Source organism: Streptomyces mirabilis, from assembly GCF_039503195.1.
In the GTDB taxonomy this organism is placed as follows: Bacteria; Actinomycetota; Actinomycetes; order Streptomycetales; family Streptomycetaceae; genus Streptomyces; species Streptomyces mirabilis_D.
Map to the genome: position 1 here is coordinate 2424038 of NZ_JBCJKP010000001.1, position 19124 is coordinate 2443161.

15 protein-coding genes and 2 pseudogenes are annotated in these 19124 nt (G+C 72.6%); 4 read left to right on the forward strand and 13 right to left on the reverse strand.

What is annotated here, in order from left to right; translation table 11 throughout:
- Positions 1-124: 124 nt before the first annotated feature.
- The 5 genes and pseudogenes from AAFF41_RS11675 to infC all read right to left on the reverse strand — a co-directional run bounded on the left by AAFF41_RS11675 (position 125) and on the right by infC (position 4708).
- Positions 125-1344: pseudogene (locus AAFF41_RS11675) on the reverse strand (sensor histidine kinase).
- A gap of 53 nt (positions 1345-1397) precedes the next feature.
- Positions 1398-2255 carry a TrmH family RNA methyltransferase gene (locus AAFF41_RS11680; protein WP_319744963.1) on the reverse strand — a complete coding sequence of 286 codons (858 nt, stop codon included), beginning with the start codon at positions 2253-2255 and terminating at the stop codon, positions 1398-1400.
- Positions 2256-3161: 906 nt separating this feature from the next.
- Complete coding sequence (rplT, locus tag AAFF41_RS11685) at positions 3162-3545, reverse strand: 50S ribosomal protein L20 (RefSeq protein ID WP_054236131.1); 384 nt, start codon at positions 3543-3545, stop codon at positions 3162-3164.
- A 96-nt stretch (positions 3546-3641) separates the two neighbouring features.
- A complete protein-coding gene (rpmI, locus tag AAFF41_RS11690; RefSeq protein ID WP_007829094.1) occupies positions 3642-3836 on the reverse strand; it encodes a 50S ribosomal protein L35 in 195 nt (64 codons plus the stop codon).
- Between the two features lie 155 nt (positions 3837-3991).
- The gene (infC, locus tag AAFF41_RS11695; RefSeq protein ID WP_319745294.1) at positions 3992-4708 is read right to left on the reverse strand and encodes a translation initiation factor IF-3; all 717 of its coding nucleotides are present in this window, start codon (positions 4706-4708) and stop codon (positions 3992-3994) included.
- A gap of 383 nt (positions 4709-5091) precedes the next feature.
- Here infC and AAFF41_RS11700 point away from each other — a divergent pair, with 383 nt between their 5' ends.
- Positions 5092-5448: a DUF1844 domain-containing protein gene (locus AAFF41_RS11700; RefSeq protein WP_319744961.1), complete on the forward strand. Its 357-nt coding sequence runs from the start codon at positions 5092-5094 to the stop codon at positions 5446-5448.
- A 53-nt stretch (positions 5449-5501) separates the two neighbouring features.
- Here AAFF41_RS11700 and AAFF41_RS11705 read toward each other — a convergent pair whose 3' ends face one another.
- Positions 5502-6233 carry an SseB family protein gene (locus AAFF41_RS11705; protein ID WP_343323926.1) on the reverse strand — a complete coding sequence of 244 codons (732 nt, stop codon included), beginning with the start codon at positions 6231-6233 and terminating at the stop codon, positions 5502-5504.
- Positions 6234-6382: 149 nt separating this feature from the next.
- Between AAFF41_RS11705 and AAFF41_RS11710 the strand changes: the two are divergent.
- Positions 6383-7359: pseudogene (locus AAFF41_RS11710) on the forward strand (serine hydrolase).
- Between the two features lie 84 nt (positions 7360-7443).
- On the opposite strand, the gene mycP reads toward AAFF41_RS11710, so the two are convergent.
- The gene (gene mycP, locus AAFF41_RS11715; RefSeq protein ID WP_319744956.1) at positions 7444-8691 is read right to left on the reverse strand and encodes a type VII secretion-associated serine protease mycosin; all 1248 of its coding nucleotides are present in this window, start codon (positions 8689-8691) and stop codon (positions 7444-7446) included.
- The gene (locus AAFF41_RS11720) at positions 8688-10298 is read right to left on the reverse strand and encodes a hypothetical protein (RefSeq protein ID WP_343323928.1); all 1611 of its coding nucleotides are present in this window, start codon (positions 10296-10298) and stop codon (positions 8688-8690) included. Before AAFF41_RS11720 ends, mycP begins: the two co-directional genes overlap by 4 nt.
- A 944-nt stretch (positions 10299-11242) precedes the next feature.
- On the opposite strand from AAFF41_RS11720, the gene AAFF41_RS11725 reads away from it, so the two are divergent.
- Positions 11243-12445: an amino acid deaminase/aldolase gene (locus AAFF41_RS11725; RefSeq protein ID WP_319744952.1), complete on the forward strand. Its 1203-nt coding sequence runs from the start codon at positions 11243-11245 to the stop codon at positions 12443-12445.
- Positions 12446-12476: 31 nt separating this feature from the next.
- Here AAFF41_RS11725 and AAFF41_RS11730 read toward each other — a convergent pair whose 3' ends face one another.
- The 5 genes from AAFF41_RS11730 to AAFF41_RS11750 all read right to left on the reverse strand — a co-directional run bounded on the left by AAFF41_RS11730 (position 12477) and on the right by AAFF41_RS11750 (position 18265).
- The gene (locus AAFF41_RS11730) at positions 12477-13337 is read right to left on the reverse strand and encodes a DUF2510 domain-containing protein (protein WP_343323929.1); all 861 of its coding nucleotides are present in this window, start codon (positions 13335-13337) and stop codon (positions 12477-12479) included.
- A gap of 28 nt (positions 13338-13365) precedes the next feature.
- Complete coding sequence (locus tag AAFF41_RS11735) at positions 13366-14646, reverse strand: haloacid dehalogenase-like hydrolase (RefSeq protein WP_343323930.1); 1281 nt, start codon at positions 14644-14646, stop codon at positions 13366-13368.
- A 24-nt stretch (positions 14647-14670) separates the two neighbouring features.
- Complete coding sequence (locus AAFF41_RS11740) at positions 14671-15441, reverse strand: 3-oxoacyl-ACP reductase (RefSeq protein ID WP_095858197.1); 771 nt, start codon at positions 15439-15441, stop codon at positions 14671-14673.
- A gap of 62 nt (positions 15442-15503) precedes the next feature.
- On the reverse strand, positions 15504-16883 hold the full coding sequence (locus tag AAFF41_RS11745; RefSeq protein ID WP_319744944.1) for an aldehyde dehydrogenase family protein: 1380 nt from the start codon (positions 16881-16883) through the stop codon (positions 15504-15506).
- 11 nt (positions 16884-16894) lie between these two features.
- Positions 16895-18265: a glutamine synthetase family protein gene (locus AAFF41_RS11750; protein ID WP_343323931.1), complete on the reverse strand. Its 1371-nt coding sequence runs from the start codon at positions 18263-18265 to the stop codon at positions 16895-16897.
- A 77-nt stretch (positions 18266-18342) separates the two neighbouring features.
- Here AAFF41_RS11750 and AAFF41_RS11755 point away from each other — a divergent pair, with 77 nt between their 5' ends.
- Complete coding sequence (locus tag AAFF41_RS11755; RefSeq protein WP_319744940.1) at positions 18343-19080, forward strand: FadR/GntR family transcriptional regulator; 738 nt, start codon at positions 18343-18345, stop codon at positions 19078-19080.
- Positions 19081-19124: the final 44 nt, after the last annotated feature.

Below are 19124 nucleotides of genomic sequence, written 5' to 3' on the forward strand. Positions count from 1 at the left end.
CATCGTCCCTGAAACGGGGACGCAAAGGTGCCAAAGGCCGAGTCTAACGGGGTGGGAGCCGACCTCGGACGCGCAGTCCGAGGGGTGGCTCCGGTACGACTGCGCCCGTGGGGCCTCTTCGGCGTTACAGCAGGTACGCCGGGGTGCCCACGGGCAACGTAAATCGGAACTCGGCACCGCCGCCGGGGGCTCGGCCGACCGTGATGGTGCCGCCGTGGGCCTCGACGATGCCCTTGACGATGTACAGCCCGAGGCCCGTGCCGCCGCGCTTGCTGCCCCGCCAGAAGCGGGTGAAGACGCGGTTCATGGACTCCTCCGGGATGCCGGTGCCCTCGTCGCTCACGGTGACCGACGTGGCCGCGTTCTCGCCGTCCTCGCGCTCACGCGGGGACGCCGAGGGCGTGACGTCAATAGTGACGGTTCCCTCGCCGTGCCGCACCGCGTTTTCGAGCAGGTTGCTCAGGACCTGGTCGATCTTGTCCGGGTCGGCCCACAGCGGCGGCAGGGGCTGTTCGATGCGGAGCAGGAAGCGGTCGGCGGGCTGGCCCGAGGTGACGTACGCCTGGATGTGGCGGCCGACGGCGGCGCCGATGTCGACGGGCTGGCGGCGCACTTCCAGTCGGCCGGAGTCGATGCGGGAGATGTCGAGCAGTTCGGCGATGAGCCGGGTGACGCGGTCGGCGTCGGCGTCGACGGTCTCCAGCATGAGTTTCTTCTGGTCGTCGGTGAAGCGTTCCCACTTGGCGAGCAGGGTGGCGGTGAAGCCCTTGACCGAGGTGAGCGGGGAGCGCAGCTCGTGGGCGACCGTGGCGATCAGCTCGGCGTGACTGCGCTCGGTGCGGCGGCGGGCCTCGGTGTCGCGCAGCGAGACGACGACGCGGCGGACGGGCCCGGTGGGCGCGGTGCGTACGTAGCGCGCGGCGACGAGCACCTCACGTCCCCCGGGAGCAGCAGATTCCGCTCGGGCTGTCCGACGCGGATCGCGAGGCCGCCGTACGGGTCGGTCAGCTGCCACCAGCGACGGCCTTCGAGGTCCTCCAGGGGAAGGGCCGACTCCAGGTGGCGTCCGAGGGCCGCGGCGGCGGGGACGGCGGTGATGCGGGCGGCGGCGGCGTTGAAGCGGATGACCCGGCCGTTCTCGTCGGCGATGACGAGTCCGTCGGGCAGGTCGTCGGGGTCGATACCGAGTTCGCCCCCCGGTTGCGACCCGGGACCGGCACCGTGATCGGTGTCGTGATCGGCATCGAGCCGATCGTCGTGCTGACCGGCGCGCGGGGGCGCGGGTGTGTCGCGCACGTCCCGCGCGCGCGGTGCGCTCTTCGCACCGCTCGTGCCGACACCCATCCCCGTACCCCACCTCTCGTCTGGCGCAGTGGGCCCCCGAGCCCGTCACCCTACTAGCTGTCGGTGACGGAGCGGCACCCTCCGGAGGCGCGCTGTGCACGGGCGGACGCGTAGAGACATACGGCGGCGGCCGTCGCGAGGTTCAGACTCTCGGCCTTTCCGTGGATCGGTACGCGCACGACGGCGTCCGCCAGCGCGCGCGTCTCCTCCGGGAGCCCCCAGGCCTCGTTGCCGAACACCCAGGCGGTGGGGCCGCCCATGGTCCCTTTGTCGAGCTCGTCGTCTAGGTCGTCCTCGCCCGCGCCGTCGGCGGCGAGGATCCGTACGCCGGCGTCCTTGAGGCCCTGCACGGCTGCCTCCACGGGCACACCGACGGCCACCGGCAGATGAAAGAGGGAACCGACCGAGGCCCGTACGGCCTTGGGGTTGTAGAGATCGACGGACGCGTCGGTGAGTACGACGGCCTCGGCGCCGGCGGCGTCGGCGCACCGCAGCACCGTGCCGGCGTTCCCGGGGTCGCGGACGTGTGCGAGTACGGCGACGAGCTTGGGGCGGGCCGTGAGGATCTCCTCGAACGGGGTGTCGAGGAAGCGGCAGATCCCGACGAGCCCCTGGGGAGTGACGGTGGTCGAGATGTCGGCGATCACCTCCTCTTCGGCGAGGTGCACCCGGGCTCCGGCGGCCCGGGCGTCCCCGACGATGTCGGCGTAGCGCTCCGCGGCCTCGACGGTCGCGAACAGTTCGACGAGCGTGGCCGCCTCGTCGACGCGGTGCGCCGCCGCCTCGCGCACGGCCTGCGGTCCCTCGGCGAGGAACAACCGCTCCTTGCCGCGGAAGTTCCGCCGGGCGAGCCGCCGCGCGGCGGCTACGCGCGGCGAGCGCGGGGAGATCAGCTCGGGGGCGGCGGGCATGAAGTCACCTCGGGGGGGTTGCGGAGGGTTCGGCTTGGGAGGGGGCGGGGCAGGGTCCCCTCGGAGAAGACGACGAGGCTGGGTACCCCCGCCGGAGGCCGGAGGCCATGTCCGCCGAGACGGAACCCCGCCGCCGGGCCCGGGGCCGACGGGTTGGGTGTCCCGTCGGAGGCCGGGCATCGGCCGAGCCGGAACCCCACCACCGGACCCAGAACCAACCGGCCAGGTATCCCCACCGGAGGCCAGGCGACCAACCGGCTGGGTGTCCCCGCCGGAGGCCAGGCGTCCGCTGGGACGGAACCCCACCACCAGACCCGGGCCAACCGGCTGGGCGACCTCGCCGGAGGCCAGGCATCGGCCAGGACGGAGTCCCGCCGCCAGCTCCGGGACCAATCGGCTGGGTCCCCCGCTGGAGGCCGCGTCGGCCGAGACGGAACCCCGCCGCCGGACCCGGGCCCGACCGGCTGGGTGTCCCCCCGCCGGAGGCCAGGCACCGGCCGGGACGGAATCCCGCCGCCGGACCCGGAATCGACGACCGGCTGGGCGACCCCGGCCGGAGGCCAGGCACCGGCCGGCACGGATCCCGCCGCCGGGCCCGGGGCCGATCGGCTGGGTGTCGCCGGCTGGAGGGCTTCGGTGTTGCGGGTGGGCTTCGTGTGCCCGGTGGGGGCACACGGCCTGTCATGCGTGGCGTTCGGTGCCGATCCGGGCAGGGATTCCCGCGCCGCAGGCACTTCTCCCGCCCTCGCGGCACTCAGCCGCGAACGGCGGAACCCGGCGGTGCCGAACCGACATCGCCGACGCGCAGCGTGCCTGGACAGGCCGGCGGAGCCCAAACGCACCGGGACCCGCAAGCCGTGAGGCAAGCGGGTCCACAGCGACGTACGGCTCAGGCGAGCGCGAGCGTCACGCGGCCTTCGGCGCGTTGACGTCCGACGGCAGCGCCTTCTGCGCGACCTCGACGAGCGCGGCGAACGCACCGGCGTCGTTCACGGCCAGCTCGGCCAGGATCTTGCGGTCGACCTCGATGTTCGCGGCCTTCAGACCCTGGATGAAGCGGTTGTACGTGATGCCGTTGGCGCGGGCAGCGGCGTTGATGCGCTGGATCCACAGCTGCCGGAAGTCGCCCTTGCGCTTCTTGCGGTCGTTGTAGTTGTAGACCAGCGAGTGGGTGACCTGCTCCTTGGCCTTGCGGTACAGGCGCGAACGCTGACCGCGGTAGCCGGAGGCCGCCTCGAGGATCGCCCGGCGCTTCTTGTGGGCGTTGACTGCCCGCTTGACGCGTGCCACTTTTTAACTCCTTGTAGCGGGGCCGTGGTTGTCGTCACACGGCCCGAAATCGATGGGGTCCCGGTCGGAGGTCAGGCGCGCGGTGCGCGCCCGACGTCACTTGCCGAGAAGCTTCTTGATCTTCTTGGCGTCGCCCGGGGCCATCTCGGCGTTGCCGGTGAGGCGGCGCGTCAGGCGCGACGACTTGTGCTCGAGCAGGTGGCGCTTGCCGGCGCGCTCACGGAGCACCTTGCCGGAGCCGGTGACCTTGAAGCGCTTGCTGGCACCGCTGTGCGACTTGTTCTTCGGCATAGCGCCGTTCTCTCCTCGTCAGTGGCGTTCCGATGCCCGGTCGTTAAACCGGGCACGGTGGAACGTCATGTATGTATCGATTGACATCCCCGGACTCACGTCCCGTGGACTCCGTGGACTGCCGTCCCGGACTCCCCGGAGCCTTCACCCTGGGATCAGGCCTCGGCGGAAGCCTCGGCCGGGGCCTCGGAGGTCTCGGCCTCGGAGGTCTCGCCCTCGGCGATCTCACCCTCGGCGATCTCACCGTCGGCGGCGTTCTGCGAGCGACCGGGGTTGGCCTTCGCTTCTGCCTTGCGAGCCGCCTGGGCCTCACGGGCCTCGGCCATCGCCTCGGTCTTCTTCTTGTGCGGACCGAGAACCATGATCATGTTTCGGCCGTCCTGCTTCGGGTTCGACTCGACGAACCCGAGGTCCTCGACGTCCGAAGCCAGACGCTGCAGCAGTCGGTAGCCGAGCTCCGGCCGGGACTGCTCGCGACCGCGGAACATGATCGTGATCTTGACCTTGTCGCCCTGCTTGAGGAACCGGACGACGTGACCCTTTTTGGTGTCATAGTCGTGCGGGTCGATCTTCGGCCGGAGCTTCATTTCCTTGATGACCGTGTGCGCCTGGTTCTTGCGCGCCTCACGGGCCTTCATGGCCGACTCGTACTTGAACTTCCCGTAGTCCATGAGCTTGCAGACCGGCGGACGCGCGCTCGCCGCCACCTCGACCAGGTCGAGGTCGTACTCCTGCGCAAGCTCCAGGGCCTTGGCAAGCGGAACAATCCCGACCTGCTCGCCGCTGGGACCGACAAGTCGCACCTCGGGAACGCGAATCCGGTCGTTAATGCGGGGCTCGGTGCTGATGGATCCTCCTCGGTAGCACCACACGGCGGTCTGGCGGACAGCCGCGTATGTCTCTGATGACATTGGACCAACCACCGCGGGGCATGAAAAATGCCCCGGGACGGTACACAGGCGGGGCTCCAACGAATACCGGAGCACCGCCGCGGTGAACCGCGGGGCGCACATTCGGGCGACTCCACCGTCCGTACGGAACGGTGGTGGCCGCCTGACCGGGTGACCCGCCATCCCTGAGGACGGTCGGGTGGGAGATCGGAGCCTCCACTTGTGGGCCGAGCACGCTGACATAAGTCTGGGCGCATCCGGCCGGTCGTTACACAAGGTTAGCAGCTCCCCGGGGCCCGCGCTAACCGAGCGCCTCCACGCTCCCGCGGACGGGTGCCCACGTGCCGGGGCCTATCGTGTGGGACATGAGTGAGACCCCTCCCCAGAACCCCGACTTCGACAGCATGACCCGCGACATCGCCGAGGTCCCCGCGGTCGAGGTCCTCGTCACGGTCGCCGTCAACCTGATGAGCGCCGCCGCCGTGAAGCTCGGTCTGACCGAGGAGGGCGACAAGTACAAGGACCTCGACGAGGCGCGCAAGCTGATCCACGCGCTGGCCGGACTGCTGGACGCGAGCGCGACCGAGATCAGCTCCTTCCACGCGTCCCCGCTGCGCGACGGACTGAAGTCGCTGCAGCTGGCGTTCCGCGAGGCGTCGATCGTCCCGGACGAGCCCGGCCAGGGCCCGGGCGAGAAGTACACGGGCCCGATCTACGGCTAGGACCTGATCCGCCGGAGAGGCCTTGGCTCCTCTCCGGCTCCCGCTCCCGCTTTCTATCGACGTACGAACAAGGGCTCGCCCGGTGGCGTCGTCCCGGTCGGCAGCAGTGCCAGGTCGAGACCGCGCACCAGGCGGGCCCTCAGTGTTTCGTCGGCGGCGAGCCGCCCGGCGAGCGCGCGGGCGGCCTCGGCCGGGGCCGCGGTCGGGTCCAGTACCAGCGCGAGCGTGCCGTCGGCCTGGCCGGGGCCCAGGTGGGCGCGGAGTACGGCGGGCTCGGCGGCCACGGCGGCGCGTACCGCCTCGACCACGGCGGGATCGGCGAGCGGGTCCGCCGTCGTACGCCCCTCGGCTAGGGCGAGCAGCGCCGAGCCGGTCAGTTCGTACGGCACCGGACCGGCCAGGTCGAGGACGACCGTGTCGGCCTTCTCGTGCGCGGCGGCCTGCAAAGCCTGGTGCAGGGGTACGGCGACGGGGCGGGCCGCCGGGTCCCAGCGGGCCAGCGACTCGGTGGAGGTGAAGGCGGGCAGGGCCGTGCGGTGGCCGGCCTTCAGGGTGGGCACCGCCATGTCGCTGGTCTTCTCGTGACGCAGCCCGTTCTCGTCCTCCTCGACCTCACCGAGGACGGCCACGACGGGCACGAGGAGCCGGGCGCCCTTGAGCGCCTCCAGGACCGGCCCCACGGCGGTGCGGTCCTCGGCCCAGGCCGCCAGTGCCGCGCTCAGCCGGGGATCGGCGGAGCCGTCGTCGTCGGGGAAGCCGGAGTCGGGAATGTTCTTGTTCGCCACGGTCCCCGACCCTATCGGGGGGATGCTGCTGGGCTTGTGCGGGCCCTGAAACCTGGCGTTGACAGCTTTCACCGGATTCTCAGCTTTCGCTGACACACCTCTAACATGCGTCTAACGCCGGGCACAGGCACCGCCCCGAGCATCGCGGGATGGCCCCTCACAGAGCTCGTCGGCGTCGCATCCGCCGCTCCGGACGCAGGACCCTCGTCCACACCGTGGTGGCTTCCGCCGTCCTCGTGGGCGGGACGGCGGCGGGTGCCGTGTACGTGAAGGCACAGGCGCACGACCGCGGGAGCCTCCTATCCTCTCCTCCCCCTCGGCATCGCCGGGTACGTCGTCCTCGGCGTCGGCCGCGTCGTCGTCCCCCAGCCAGGAGGCATCGGTGGAACCTGTGACGGAGCCCACGGTGGACCGGGACGCCCTGCTCGCCAAGGCGATGAAGGCCGTGGCGTTGGAGAACGGCGCGGCGGTCTCGGTCGCGGTGTTCGACATCGACGCCGGCGAGGGCGCCGCCTACGGCGAGGGGGCCTTCGACACGGCCAGCATCGTCAAGGTCGACATCCTCGCGACGCTGCTGCTCCAGGCGCAGGACGCGGACCGGCATCTGACGGCGGCGGAGAAGACGTACGCCACCGCGATGATCACGAACAGTGACAACGCGTCCGCGTCCGCGCTGTGGGACATCATCGGGCAGGCGGACGGTCTCGACGCCGCGAACGAGCGGTTCGGGCTGACCGGCACCTCCGGCGGGGACGGTGCGCTGTGGGGGCTGACCCAGACCACGGCGGCCGACCAACTCTCCCTGCTCCAGCAGGTGTTCGGGGACGACTCCGAACTCAGCGAGGCCTCGCGCACATACCTCCAGGGGCTGATGGGCGAGATCGCCGCCGATCAGCACTGGGGTGTGTCGGCGGCGGCCGACGGCACGCGGTGGGCCCTCAAGAACGGGTGGCTGGCGCGGAGTTCGACCGGGCTGTGGGACATCAACAGCATCGGTCGGGTCACTGTCGACGGGGACGAGTACCTGGTGGCGACGCTGTCGAACGGCAACACGACCAAGGCCAAGGGGATCTCACTCGTGGAGGCGGCGGCGAAGGCGGCGGTGGCCGCGTTCAGTGCGGCGTGACGTCGGGTTGTCCGTTCGGGTGCGGGTGCGTTGCGGCTGGGCGCGCCCACGGGGCGGAGCCGCCTGTGTCACAGGCCGGCGCCCCTAAAGGGGCACGTCGCCCGACGCGTCCTGCGCCGAGAACCTGCGGCCTCGCCACAGGAGTACCGACGCGGCCAGCAGGAGCACGCCCACGCCGCCCGCCGCCGGGCCCACCCAGCCGGACGGCTGGTTGTCGTCCGGGGTGGCGTCGGGGCCCGTACCGAAGTACTTCTTGCCGTACGCCACCGCGTGGGTGCGCTCCGGCTTGAGGCGGCCGGCGGCCTCGATGGCCGCCGCGGGGTCGATGAAGCCGAAGCCGCGGGAGTCGTCGCGCCCGCCGCTGGGGGCGTTGCGGGCGGTGTCCTCCAGGAGCTTCTTGATCTGCGCCGGGGACAGGCCCGGGTGGGCCGCCTTGATGAGCGCGACCGCTCCGGAGACGAACGCGGAGGCGGCGCTGGTGCCCCAGCCCTCGTAGTACTTGTCGTCCGGGTCGGCGATGACGACGTCGACGCCGGGGGCGCTGACGGTGGCGTACCAGCGGCGGGTGGAGAACGAGGCGTGGGTGCCGTTCTGGTCGACGGCCGTGGCCGCGATCACGCCCGGGTAGGCCGCCGGGTACGAGATGTGGTCGCCCTTCTCACCGCCGTTGCCCGCCGAGGCGACGACGACCGCGCCCTTCTTCAGGGCGTACTGGACGGCGGCGTCCTCCGCGGGCTCGGGATGAGCGGACTTGGAGTCGTCGCCGAGGGAGAGGTTGATGACGTCGGCGCCCTGGTCGGTGGCCCAGCGGATGCCCTCGGCGAGGGCGTTGCCACGGGTGTTGCGGGCCCTCGTACGGGCCGAGTCGCCGTCTTCGAGGATGACGCGGACGGGGAGGATCTTCGCCTCGGGGGCGATGCCCAGGACTCCGTCGCCGTTCCCGACGCCGTGCCCGTGACCGGCGATGATCCCTGCCATCGCGGTGCCGTGCCGGGCCCATGCGCGGTCACCGCGCTGCGCCCCGAAGCCGACCATGTCCTTTCCGGTGAGGACGTTGCCGGCCAGGTCCGGATGCTGGTCGTCGACGCCCGTGTCGAGGACCGCGACCGTGATGCCCTGGCCCTTCGTGGTGCGCCAGGCCTGCTGGGTGTGCATCGCGTCGAGGGCCCACTGCTGGGCGCGAATGCCGTCGGCGTGCGCGGCGGTGGACGGGAGCAGGGCGAGGGAGGCGGCCAGCAGGACGCTCAGGGCTCCGGCCCTCCGAGCGGCCCTGCGGGATGCCTTGGAGGCGGTCTGGTGGGTGGCCCCGCGGGTGGTGGCCTTGCGGGTCATGACGGCTTCTCCGTGGCCGAGCCGACGGTTTTGCGCAGGCCGCGCTCGATGCGGTCGGCGAGGCCCTGTGCGTCGTGGCCCAGGCCCGCCTGGGCCGGGGTCGTGGTCGCACCGGGCTTGATGGCGTCCGCGGCGGGCTGCGGGGCGGTGACGATACGGGCGTCGGCGAAGCCGGAGACGGCGTAGACGACGACGGGCGCGTCGGTGAGCACCGACACCGTCCAGGACGCGCGCTGGGCGTCGCCGAATCCGGCGGCGACGGTGCCCTTGGCGGCGTACGGACGGGGCATCAGATCCGTGCGCCGGTCGAGGCCTTCCTGCTGGAAACGGTTCTTCAGCGCGGTCATGGCCGCCGGGTCCGCCTTGGTGAACAGCAGGCCCACGGTGGTGACCTGACTGCGGGTCGCGTCCGTGTACGTGGCCCGCAGCAGCCGCAGACAGCCGGCCGGGGCGAGCGCCTTGCTCAGGAGCGGATCGAAGGCGTTCGCACAGCCGCTGTCCGGGGCGACGGCGAGTCGGGTCCAGGTGCGGTCGGCGCCGCCGGGGCCCGCGCCGCGGCCCTGCACGGTGGGCGGGAAGAGCTGGTCCACGGGCACGCTGTGCCACAGGCTTCCGGCCGCCACGAAGGCGCTGCGCGCACCGTCCGTGCCCGTGCCGTCGCCGGTCAGCCAGCTTCCGGCCGCCGCGCCGCCGATGAGGCCGAGGCCCAGCACGACGCAGGCCGCGGCCGCCGCCGCCCGGGGCCGGGAGCGCGCGCCGACGTGGCGCGGGCGCGTGGTGTCGTCGTAGGTCTCGGGCTCCGCGAACGAGACGTACGGGCGTGCCGTGTCGCGGGCCGGACTCGCGGGGGCGGGCGGTTCGACGGACCGCTCCGCGGGGACGGGGCGCAGCCGCGTGGTCGTCTCCGTGATCCCGTCCTCGGGTACGGGGGTCCGCCGGGTCGGGCCGGGGTGCGGCACGCCGGGGTGCCGGCCGGCCGGCGGGGCGTCGGGAAATCGGGCGGAGGCCGGGGGCGGGGGTGGGGGTGGAGACGCGGGGGTGGTGCGCCGGCCGGGGAAGCGGGGGTGCGTCGACTCGTGGCGCGGGGGCTCGGAGGTGCCGGTGGCACCCGGCGCCGGTGGGGACGCCGTACCGGCCGAGGACGACCCCTCCGACGGTTTCGGATCGTGCGAGAGCCGGAAGGGGCGCCCCGCCCGGGTACCGCCGTCGGCCGGGCGCGCCATGACATCGCCGGAGGTGTCGGGCGCCTCACCGGAGCGCGGGACCCCGTCCGCGCCCGGGCGCGATGCCGCGTCCGCGGAGGAACCTGCCGACACCGGCCGTCCGGAACCACCGCCCGCGCGGGGCGCGCCGGCGGTGTCGGGCGACGACGGGGTACGGAACTCGCCGCCCGACCGCGGTGTCCCGGCGGTGGACGGACTGGGTGACGGGGAGGCGGCACCCGCGCGGGGCGGCGTCATGGCGTCGTCCGCCGGAGACGGGCGGCTCTGCCGGGGTGCGCGCGCGGCGGGGGCGTCAGCCGTGGTGGGCCGCTCCGCCGGGCGGCGCGGGGCGCCTGTCGCGGGCAGGTCCCCGGAGTCGGGGAGCGTCCAGGACTCGCCCACCACGGACGGGTCCGTCCGTCGGGGCCCCGGGGCGGGGGCCGCGGGCGGTTGCTGCGGGCTCGACAGCGACCAGGGCTCGCCGCCCACGGGCGGCTCGGCCGGACGCGGCCGCCAAGTGGCGCCCGAGGGAAGGTACTTCGGGCGGGGCGGCACCGCGTCCCCACCCACGGCGGACTGTTCGGGTCGCGGCGGGGTCGCCGGACGCGGCGGCGTGACACCCTGCGCGGGCGGCGCTTCGAACCTCTGCGGGGGCACCGGATTCCCACGGCCGGGAGACATCTCCGGCCTCGGTGCGGTCACCGCACGGGACGCCACACCGCCCTCGCCCCTCGGAGACCGTTCGGGCCGAGGCGGGGTCGCCGACCAGGAGGGCACGCTCTCTCCGCTCGCCGGAGACTGCGCGGGCCGCGGCGGGGTCGCCCGGCCGGAGGGCAGGCGCTCCCCGCTCGTCGGGGCCTGTTCGGGCCGTGGTGGGCTCGCCGGGCGGGAGGCCGTGGAGCCGGTGCGGCCCTCCGTGGGAGGCGGTGGGGTGTCCTGCGCGGGAGACGCTGCCGCCTCGGGGGAGACTGTCCCCTCGGGAGACTCTTCCGGTGGCTGTGCCGGGCGGGGTGGGGTGGCCGGGCGTGGCGGGATGGAGGCGCGGCGCGCTTCCGTGCTCATGCACCCCCCGTTTCCTCGTACCCGGGCTACCGACCCGGCCCGGAATCCGCCGGGCCGCTCACGTGTACGGAAGAAACCACCTCGGCGACTCACCCGTCACGAGCACCCATACCCGTGCCGACGGACCGTCATCCCGGGCACGACCCGCCCGGACAAGGTCGTTCCTCCCTGCGTGCGCGTCACTCTACGGGTTGACGTGGGCAGAGAGGGAACCAGTCCGCGCGCCCGGGGCATCTGCCCGGAACGTCCCCCTACCCTGCGGTAATCGAGTCTGGCAGGCTTCGGGCATGACTGCCCGCGCCGCAGACCGGGCCCGCTACGACCGGGCCACAGCTCACCTCGACGCCCCTCTCGCGATCGTGGATCTGGAGGCCTTCGACGCGAACGCGGACGATCTCGTCCGCAGGGCAGGCGGCAAGCCGATCCGGGTCGCCAGCAAGTCGGTGCGCTGCCGCGCGCTGCTCGAGCGCGTCCTGGAGCGGGACGGTTTCGCGGGGATCATGTCCTTCACCCTGGCCGAGTCGATCTGGCTGGCCCGTTCCGGCTTCGACGACATCCTGCTCGCCTACCCCTCGGCGGACACCCGGGGCTTCGCCGAGCTGACCTCCGACCCCAAACTCGCCGCCGCCGTCACCGTCATGATCGACGACCCCGCCCAGCTCCACCTGATCGACGAGGCCCGCCGGGACGGCACCGAAGTGGTGCGCGTCTGCCTGGAGTTGGACACCTCCCTCAAGCTGCTCGGCGGCCGGGTGCGGGTCGGGGCGCTGCGCTCGCCGCTGCACTCGCCCGCCCAGGTCGCCGACCTGGCCCGCGCCGTGGTCCGCCGGCCCGGGTTCAAGCTGGTGGGGATCATGGCGTACGAGGGGCACGTGGCGGGTGTCGGTGACGCCGTCGCGGGGCGGCCCTTGCGGTCGCGTGCGGTCAGGCTCATGCAGGCCACCGCCCGCAAGGAGCTCGCGCGGCGGCGCGCCGAGGTGGTCCGTGCCGTACGGGCCGTGGAGCCGGACCTCGAGTACGTCAACGGCGGCGGGACGGGCAGTGTGCAGCACACGGCCGCCGAGGACGCGGTCACCGAGATCGCGGCGGGCTCCGGACTGTACGTGCCTCGGCTGTTCGACAACTACACGTCGTTCAGCGGGCGTCCGGCCGCGCTCTTCGCGCAGCCGGTGGTCCGCAGGCCGGGTGTCGGGGTCGTCACGGTGCTCGGCGGCGGCTACCCGGCCTCGGGCGCCCCGGGCCCCGACCGGCTGCCGGTCCCCCACCTGCCGGAGGGTCTGCGCTACGACCCCCAGGAGGGCCCCGGCGAGGTGCAGACGCCGCTGCTCGGCGCCCCCGCGGACGACCTGCTCATCGGCGACAAGGTGTGGTTCCGGCACGCGAAGGCCGGGGAGCTGTGCGAGCGCTTCGACGCGCTGCACCTGGTCGAGGGCGACACGGTGACGGCGACCGTCCCGACGTACCGGGGAGAGGGCCACACCTTCCTGTAGCCGGGCTCACCTCGTGCCCACCGGCCGGTGCTCACCGCGTGCTCACCGGCCGGATTCCCTCGGTGATCCGGTCCATGTCGGTGAGCGGCGGCCCGTCCGCACCCGCGTCGAACACGAAGCGGACGATGACGAGGGCCCGGGAGCCCACGCCGGAGGGGAACGCCAGCGATTCGACGTACCCCCCGGGTCCCACCCCCGTCTTCACCCGCCAGCGCACGAGGTATCCGACGCTGCCCGCGACGGCGACCGGACTCGCCCGCAGCTGCCGGTGGGACGTGATGCCGTGGAAGGGCCGGTTGTCGAGGAGGTCGCGGTCGTACGCGGTGCTCGCGGCGTCCGCGATGTCGTGCTCGGCGAGGGCCTTCGGGGACCTCTCGTCGTTCGCGGTGACGGTGCGCGAGACGACCCGCCCGTGCCGGCACAGGCCGGGGTCGCCCGGACAGTCGTAGGTGCCGGGGGTGGTCATCATGACGTCCTCCTCGGCGACGTCCCGGGCGCGGACCCAGCCGTCGAACAGCGGCAGGGCGATGCCGTTGAGCTCGTCCACGACGACGGACGGGTCGCCGGAGGACGGGCCGGCCGGGGAGCCGGCGGTCCGTCCGGGTGCGGCGGGCGGGGTGGTCCGTGTCGCCGCGGTGCCCCCGCCGCCGCCCTCCCGGCCGAGCACGAAGGCGCCCGTGACGATCGAGGCGACCAGGACGACTCCGGCGGTGACGAGCGCCACGGCCTTGGCACGGCGGGAGCCGCCGCCGACGGGTCGCGGCGGTGCCAGGGGCACCTGGAGTGCCTCGGGTCCTCGCCGGTGGTCCGTCCAGGCGGCGCCGTCCCACCAGCGCTCGACGAGCGGGTGCGAGGGGTCGCGGTACCAGCCGGGCGGAGGCGTCATGCTCATTCCGGCACTCTAGGGCGCGCCCCGAACGTCAGTACACGGGTGTTCCGTACACGGTGTCCATCTGGTCGGGTACGACCGAACCGTCGTCCCTGAGGACGGGTTCCGCGCCCCCGCCGGTCGCGTGGTAGGCGCTGGTCGCGCACGGATACGGCTCGGGCCTGCGCGGCAGCGGCTCGATGAACATCGGGTTGATCACCCAGCGGCCGTCGGCGTCGTCGTACGCGCGGCACATGAGTTCGCTCTTGTTGCGGTTGAGGACGAGGTGGGCTCCGGTGGCGTCCCCGACGAAGGTCACATCGGTGTCGGCGTCGCCGGCCGCGAGCGCGGTGCGGTGGCGCGGGTCCTGCCGCTGCCAGGCCGCGGCGCCGTGGACGCCGTAGATCTCCTGGTTGATCCAGCAGCGCTTGCCGTCGACGTACGGGATGGCCTCGCCCCGGCTCGCCGGTACGCCGCCGCAGCCCTCGTTCCACGTGGTGATCCGGCCGCGCCGGTCGAGGACCGACCGGATGGCGATCGTGTGCCGGGCGTCGATGCCGACCCCCCGCGACCAGACCTCGGTGACCGGTTCGGCGCCCGCGGAGACGACGTAGACGTCGAATCCGGCCCTCTGGAGGGTACGGATCAGCTCGCGCTGCTGGTCGTAGTAGCGGACGTACGCCGGGACGGTGTGCGTGCCCAGGGTCCGCGTCGAGCCGAGGGGCGCGGCGAGTGCCTGCGCACGGACGCCGCGGGCGTACGAGGTCAGCTCGGCGACGGTGCGTCCGGCGAAGAGCTGGGGCACCCAGGCGTACTGAGGGACGGTGCGCCGGTGGTTCCAGGTGCCGGCGAAGGCGGCGGCGCCGCTCATGGTCCGGCCGTTCTCGCGGATCTCGAGGATCTCGTCGGCGCAGCGGGGCTCGGTCGAGGTGGGGAGGGGTCCGCCCGCGGGTGTGGTGGTGCCGCAGGCGGCGGTCAGTGCCCGGTCCGCCGCGTCCGTGAGCCACCGGCTGGTGTCCCGCCAGTGCGCGGGGCGCAGGATCTTGTCGTGTCCCAGGGCCCAGACGAGGGTGACGTCGGTGACGTCGTTCTTGGTGACGGTGTTGTCCCAGTCGAAGGCGGCGACCGGGCGGCCCGCCGGGGGGATCGGCCCGGCGCAGGTGCCTCGCTCGTCGATCACCTGTTGCAGGTGGGCGCGGTTGTCGCCGTACCAACGCGCGGAAAGCCGCGGGCAGTCGGGACGGGTGCCGGAGGAGGCGGGTGGCGCGGCCGCCAGGGTGGCGGCCGCGACCAGGGCCCACGCGAAAGTGACACGAACGGATCGGTATCGCATGGAACGTGCATACACCGGGGCGATCTACAGGGGTGTGACGTACGCGCCCGAGATCCCCCCGTCCACCAGGAAGTCGGAGGCGTTCACGAAGGAGGAGTCGTCGCTGGCGAGGAAGGCGACCGCCGCGGCGATCTCCTCGGCCTCGGCGAACCGGCCGACGGGGATGTGGACGAGTCGGCGTGCGGCCCGCTCGGGGTCCTTGGCGAACAGTTCCTGGAGCAGCGGGGTGTTGACCGGTCCCGGGCACAGGGCGTTGACGCGGATGCCCTCGCGGGCGAACTGGACGCCCAGTTCACGGGACATGGCCAGCACACCGCCCTTGGAGGCCGTGTACGAGATCTGCGAGGTGGCCGCGCCCATCCGGGCCACGAAGGACGCCGTGTTGATGATGGAGCCCTTGCCCTGGCGCCGCATGTAGGGGATCGCGGCCTTGCAGCACAGGTAGACGGAGGTGAGGTTGACCTCCTGGACGCGCTTCCAGGCCTCCAGGCCGGTTTCCAGGATGGAGTCGTCGTCGGGCGGCGAGATGCCCGCGTTGTTGAAGGCGATGTCGACGGAGCCGTAGGTGTCGAACGCCGTCTTGAACAGCGCCTCGACCTGCTCGGGGTCGGTGACGTCGACCTTGACGAAGATCCCGCCGACCTCGTCGGCCGCGGCCTTGCCGCGGGCGTCGTCGACGTCGCCGCAGACGACGTGGGCGCCCTCGGAGGCGAGCCGACGGGCGGTGGCGAGACCGATGCCGCTGCCGGCGCCGGTGATGACGGCGGTACGGCCGACGAGGCGGCGGCAGATGATTCCTTCGGCGTCCGCGGTGGCTTCGGTGCCTGCGGTGCCTGCGGTGCCTGCGGTGGCTTCGGTCACTGTGCGGGGCCCTCCGTGCTGATGAAGACGTTCTTGGTTTCGGTGAAGGCGGTGAGCGCGTCCGGGCCGAGTTCGCGGCCGATCCCCGACTGCTTGAAGCCGCCGAAGGGGGTCCAGTAGCGGACGCTGGAGTGGGAGTTGACGGACAGGTTCCCGGCGCGGACGGCCTGCGAGACGCGCAGGGCGCGGCCGACGTCACGGGTCCAGATGGAGCCGGAGAGGCCGTACTCGGTGGCGTTGGCGAGCCGGATCGCGTCCGCCTCGTCCTCGAAGGGCAGGACGACGGCGACGGGGCCGAAGACCTCCTCGACGGCCACCCGCGCGTGGGGCTCGACGCCGGTGAGGACGGTGGGCGGGAACCAGAAGCCGGGGCCTTCGGGGGCCTTGCCCCGGATACCGGGGGTGTCGACGGGGACGTACGAGCGCACACGCTCCAGCTGCACCCGGGAGATCAGCGGGCCCATCTGCGTCTGCTCGTCGGAGGGGTCGCCGACGACGACGGACTCGATCGCCGGGGCGAGGAGGTCGACGAAGCGGTCGTAGGCCGAGCGCTGGACGAGGATGCGGGTGCGGGCGCAGCAGTCCTGGCCCGAGTTGTCGAGGAAGGCCATCGGAGCCGCTGCGGCGGCGGCCTCGATGTCCGCGTCGGCGAAGACGATGTTGGGGCTCTTGCCGCCGAGTTCGAGGGTGACGCGCTTGAGCAGGGCCGAGCCCTTCGCCAACACCTGTTTGCCCACGGCCGTTGACCCGGTGAACACGATCTTCGCGACGCCGGGGTGCTCGACGAGCGCGTTGCCCGCGACCGGGCCGTGGCCGGGAAGCACCTGGAACAGCCCCTCGGGCAGACCGGCCTCCAGAGCCAGCTCGGCCAGTCGGAGCGCCGTCAAGGGGGTCGTCTCGGCGGGCTTGAGGATGACCGCGTTCCCGGCCGCGAGCGCCGGGGCGGTGCCCCAGGCGGCGATCGGCATCGGGAAGTTCCACGGCGCGATGACGCCCACGACGCCGAGCGGTTCGAGGATGGTCACGTCGAGGCCGCCCGGAACCGGGATCTGGCGGCCGGTGAGCCGCTCCACTCCCCCGGCCGCGTAGTCGAGCAGGTCTCGTACGTTGCCCGCCTCCCAGCGCGCGTTGCCGACCGTGTGCCCTGCCTCGCGCACCTCCAGCAGTGCGAGTTCCTCCAGGTGTCCGTCGACGGCGGCCGCGAAGCGGCGCAGCAGGCGGGCGCGGTCGGCGGGCGGGAGAGCCGCCCACTTCACCTGGGCCCGCGCGGCGCGTACGACGGCGGCGTCCACGTCGGCCGCGGTGGCGGCCGGGACGGTGGCGAGGACCTCCTCGGTGGCCGGGTCGAGTACCTGGAGATCGAGCTCGTTCGACAAGGAAGGACCTCTCACATGCGTTCGAAGGAGCGGCGCAGCTCCCAGTCGGTCACCGCGGCGTCGAAGGCCTCCAGTTCGACGCGGGCCATGTTGCGGTAGTGCGCGACCACCTCGTCACCGAAGGCGGCCTTGGCGATGGGGCTGTTCTCCCAGAGCTCGGCGGCCTCGCGCAGGGTGGTGGGCACGTGCGCGTACTCGGCGGTGTACGCGTTGCCCGCGCACGGCTCCGGCAGCTCCAGCTTCTGTTCGATGCCGTACAGGCCGGCCGCGACGAGCCCGGCCACGGCCAGGTGCGGATTGACGTCACCGCCGGGCAGCCGGTTCTCGAAGCGCATCGAGCGGCCGTGGCCGACGACGCGGAGCGAACAGGTGCGGTTGTCGTATCCCCAGGCGACGGCGGTCGGCGCGAAAGAGCCGGGCTGGAAGCGCTTGTAGGAGTTGATGTTGGGCGCGTAGAGCAGCGAGAAGTCGCGCAGGGCCGCCAGCTGCCCGGCGAGGAAGTGCCGCATGACCTCGGACATGCCGCCCGGGTCCTGCGCCGAGCCGGCCATCACGTTCGTGCCGTTCGCGTCCGTGAGCGAGAGGTGGATGTGACAGGAGTTGCCCTCACGCTCGTTGTACTTGGCCATGAAGGTGAGCGAGACGCCCTCCTGGGAGGCGATCTCCTTGGCTCCGGTCTTGTAGATGGCGTGCTGGTCGCAGGTGACGAGGGCCTCGTCGTACTTGAAGGCGATCTCGTGCTGGCCGGGGTTGCACTCGCCCTTGGCGGACTCGACGGTCAGCCCCGCGGCCTGCATCTCGTTGCGGATGCGGCGCAGCAGCGGCTCGATGCGCCCGGTGCCGAGGACCGAGTAGTCGATGTTGTACTGATTGGCCGGGGTGAGCCCCTTGTAGCCCGCGTCCCAGGCCTGCTCGTAGGTGTCCTTGAAGACGATGAACTCGAGCTCGGTGCCGACCTGGGCGGTGTAGCCGAGTTCGGCGAGGCGGTCGAGCTGGCGGCGCAGGATCTGGCGGGGCGCGGCCACGACCGGGGAGCCGTCGTTCCAGGCGAGGTCGGCGACGAGCAGGGCGGTGCCCTCGTTCCACGGCACCCGCCGTAGGGTGCTGAGATCGGGGCGCATGGCGAAGTCGCCGTAGCCCCGGTCCCAGGAGGACATGACGTATCCGTCGACCGTGTTCATCTCGGTGTCGACGGCGAGGAGGTAGTTGCAGCCCTCCGTGCCGTGCTCGAGGACCTCGTCGAGGAAGAAGCGCGCGGCGAACCGCTTGCCCTGGAGCCGCCCCTGCATGTCGGGGAAGGCCAGGACGACGGTGTCGATCTCGCCGCCCGCGACGAGGGCGTGCAGCTCCTCGACGGCGAGCGGGGGTGTGCGGTCTGCCACCGGAAAAGCCTCCTTGGGTCAGCCGAGAGCCATAAGGTATTGCCGAGAACCATTGCTTGGGAAGGGGGCACGACCAGATGACGCGGGCGGAAGCCGACGGTGGTGTGGACGACCGACTGACGCCGGTGCTGCGGCCGGTGCGGGCGGGCAACGGTTTCGAGGAGGCACTGGAGCAGATCCTCCAGGTGGTCAGGCTGGGGCTGGTGCCCGGCGGCGGACGGCTGCCCGCGGAGCGGGAGCTGGCGGAGCGGCTGGGGATCAGCCGGGTGACGCTGCGCGAGGTGCTGAAGGTGCTCCAGGACCAGGGTCTTGTCGCGTCGCGGCGCGGACGGTACGGCGGCACGTTCGTGGTGCCGAGGGCCGAGACCCCCGGCGAGGACGAGCTGCGGCGCCGGTTCGCCGAGGTCGACATCGAAGACGTCCTGCGTTTCCGTGAGGTGCTGGAGGTGGGGGCGGCGGGGCTGTGCGCGACGCACGGGCTCTCCCCGGAGCAGGCCGAGCGGCTGCGCGAGGCGCTGGCCCGCACCCACGAGGCGCCGCTGGCGGACTACCGGCGCCTGGACACCCTGCTCCACCTCACCCTCGCCGAGCTGAGCGGTTCGCCGTCGCTGACGGCCCAGTACGCGGCCGTCCGCGCCTCCGTCAACGACCTGCTCGACTGCATTCCCCTCCTGGTCCGCAACCTGGAGCACTCCCAGCGCCAGCACACCGCGCTGGTCGAGGCGGTACTCGACGGGGACGCGGACGGGGCGCGGGAGATGATGCGGGAGCACTGCGCGGGGACGGCGGCGCTGCTGCGGGGCTTCCTGGCGTGAGCCCTCTGCCGGTACCGTACAAAGACTTCAAAGGTATGACTGCA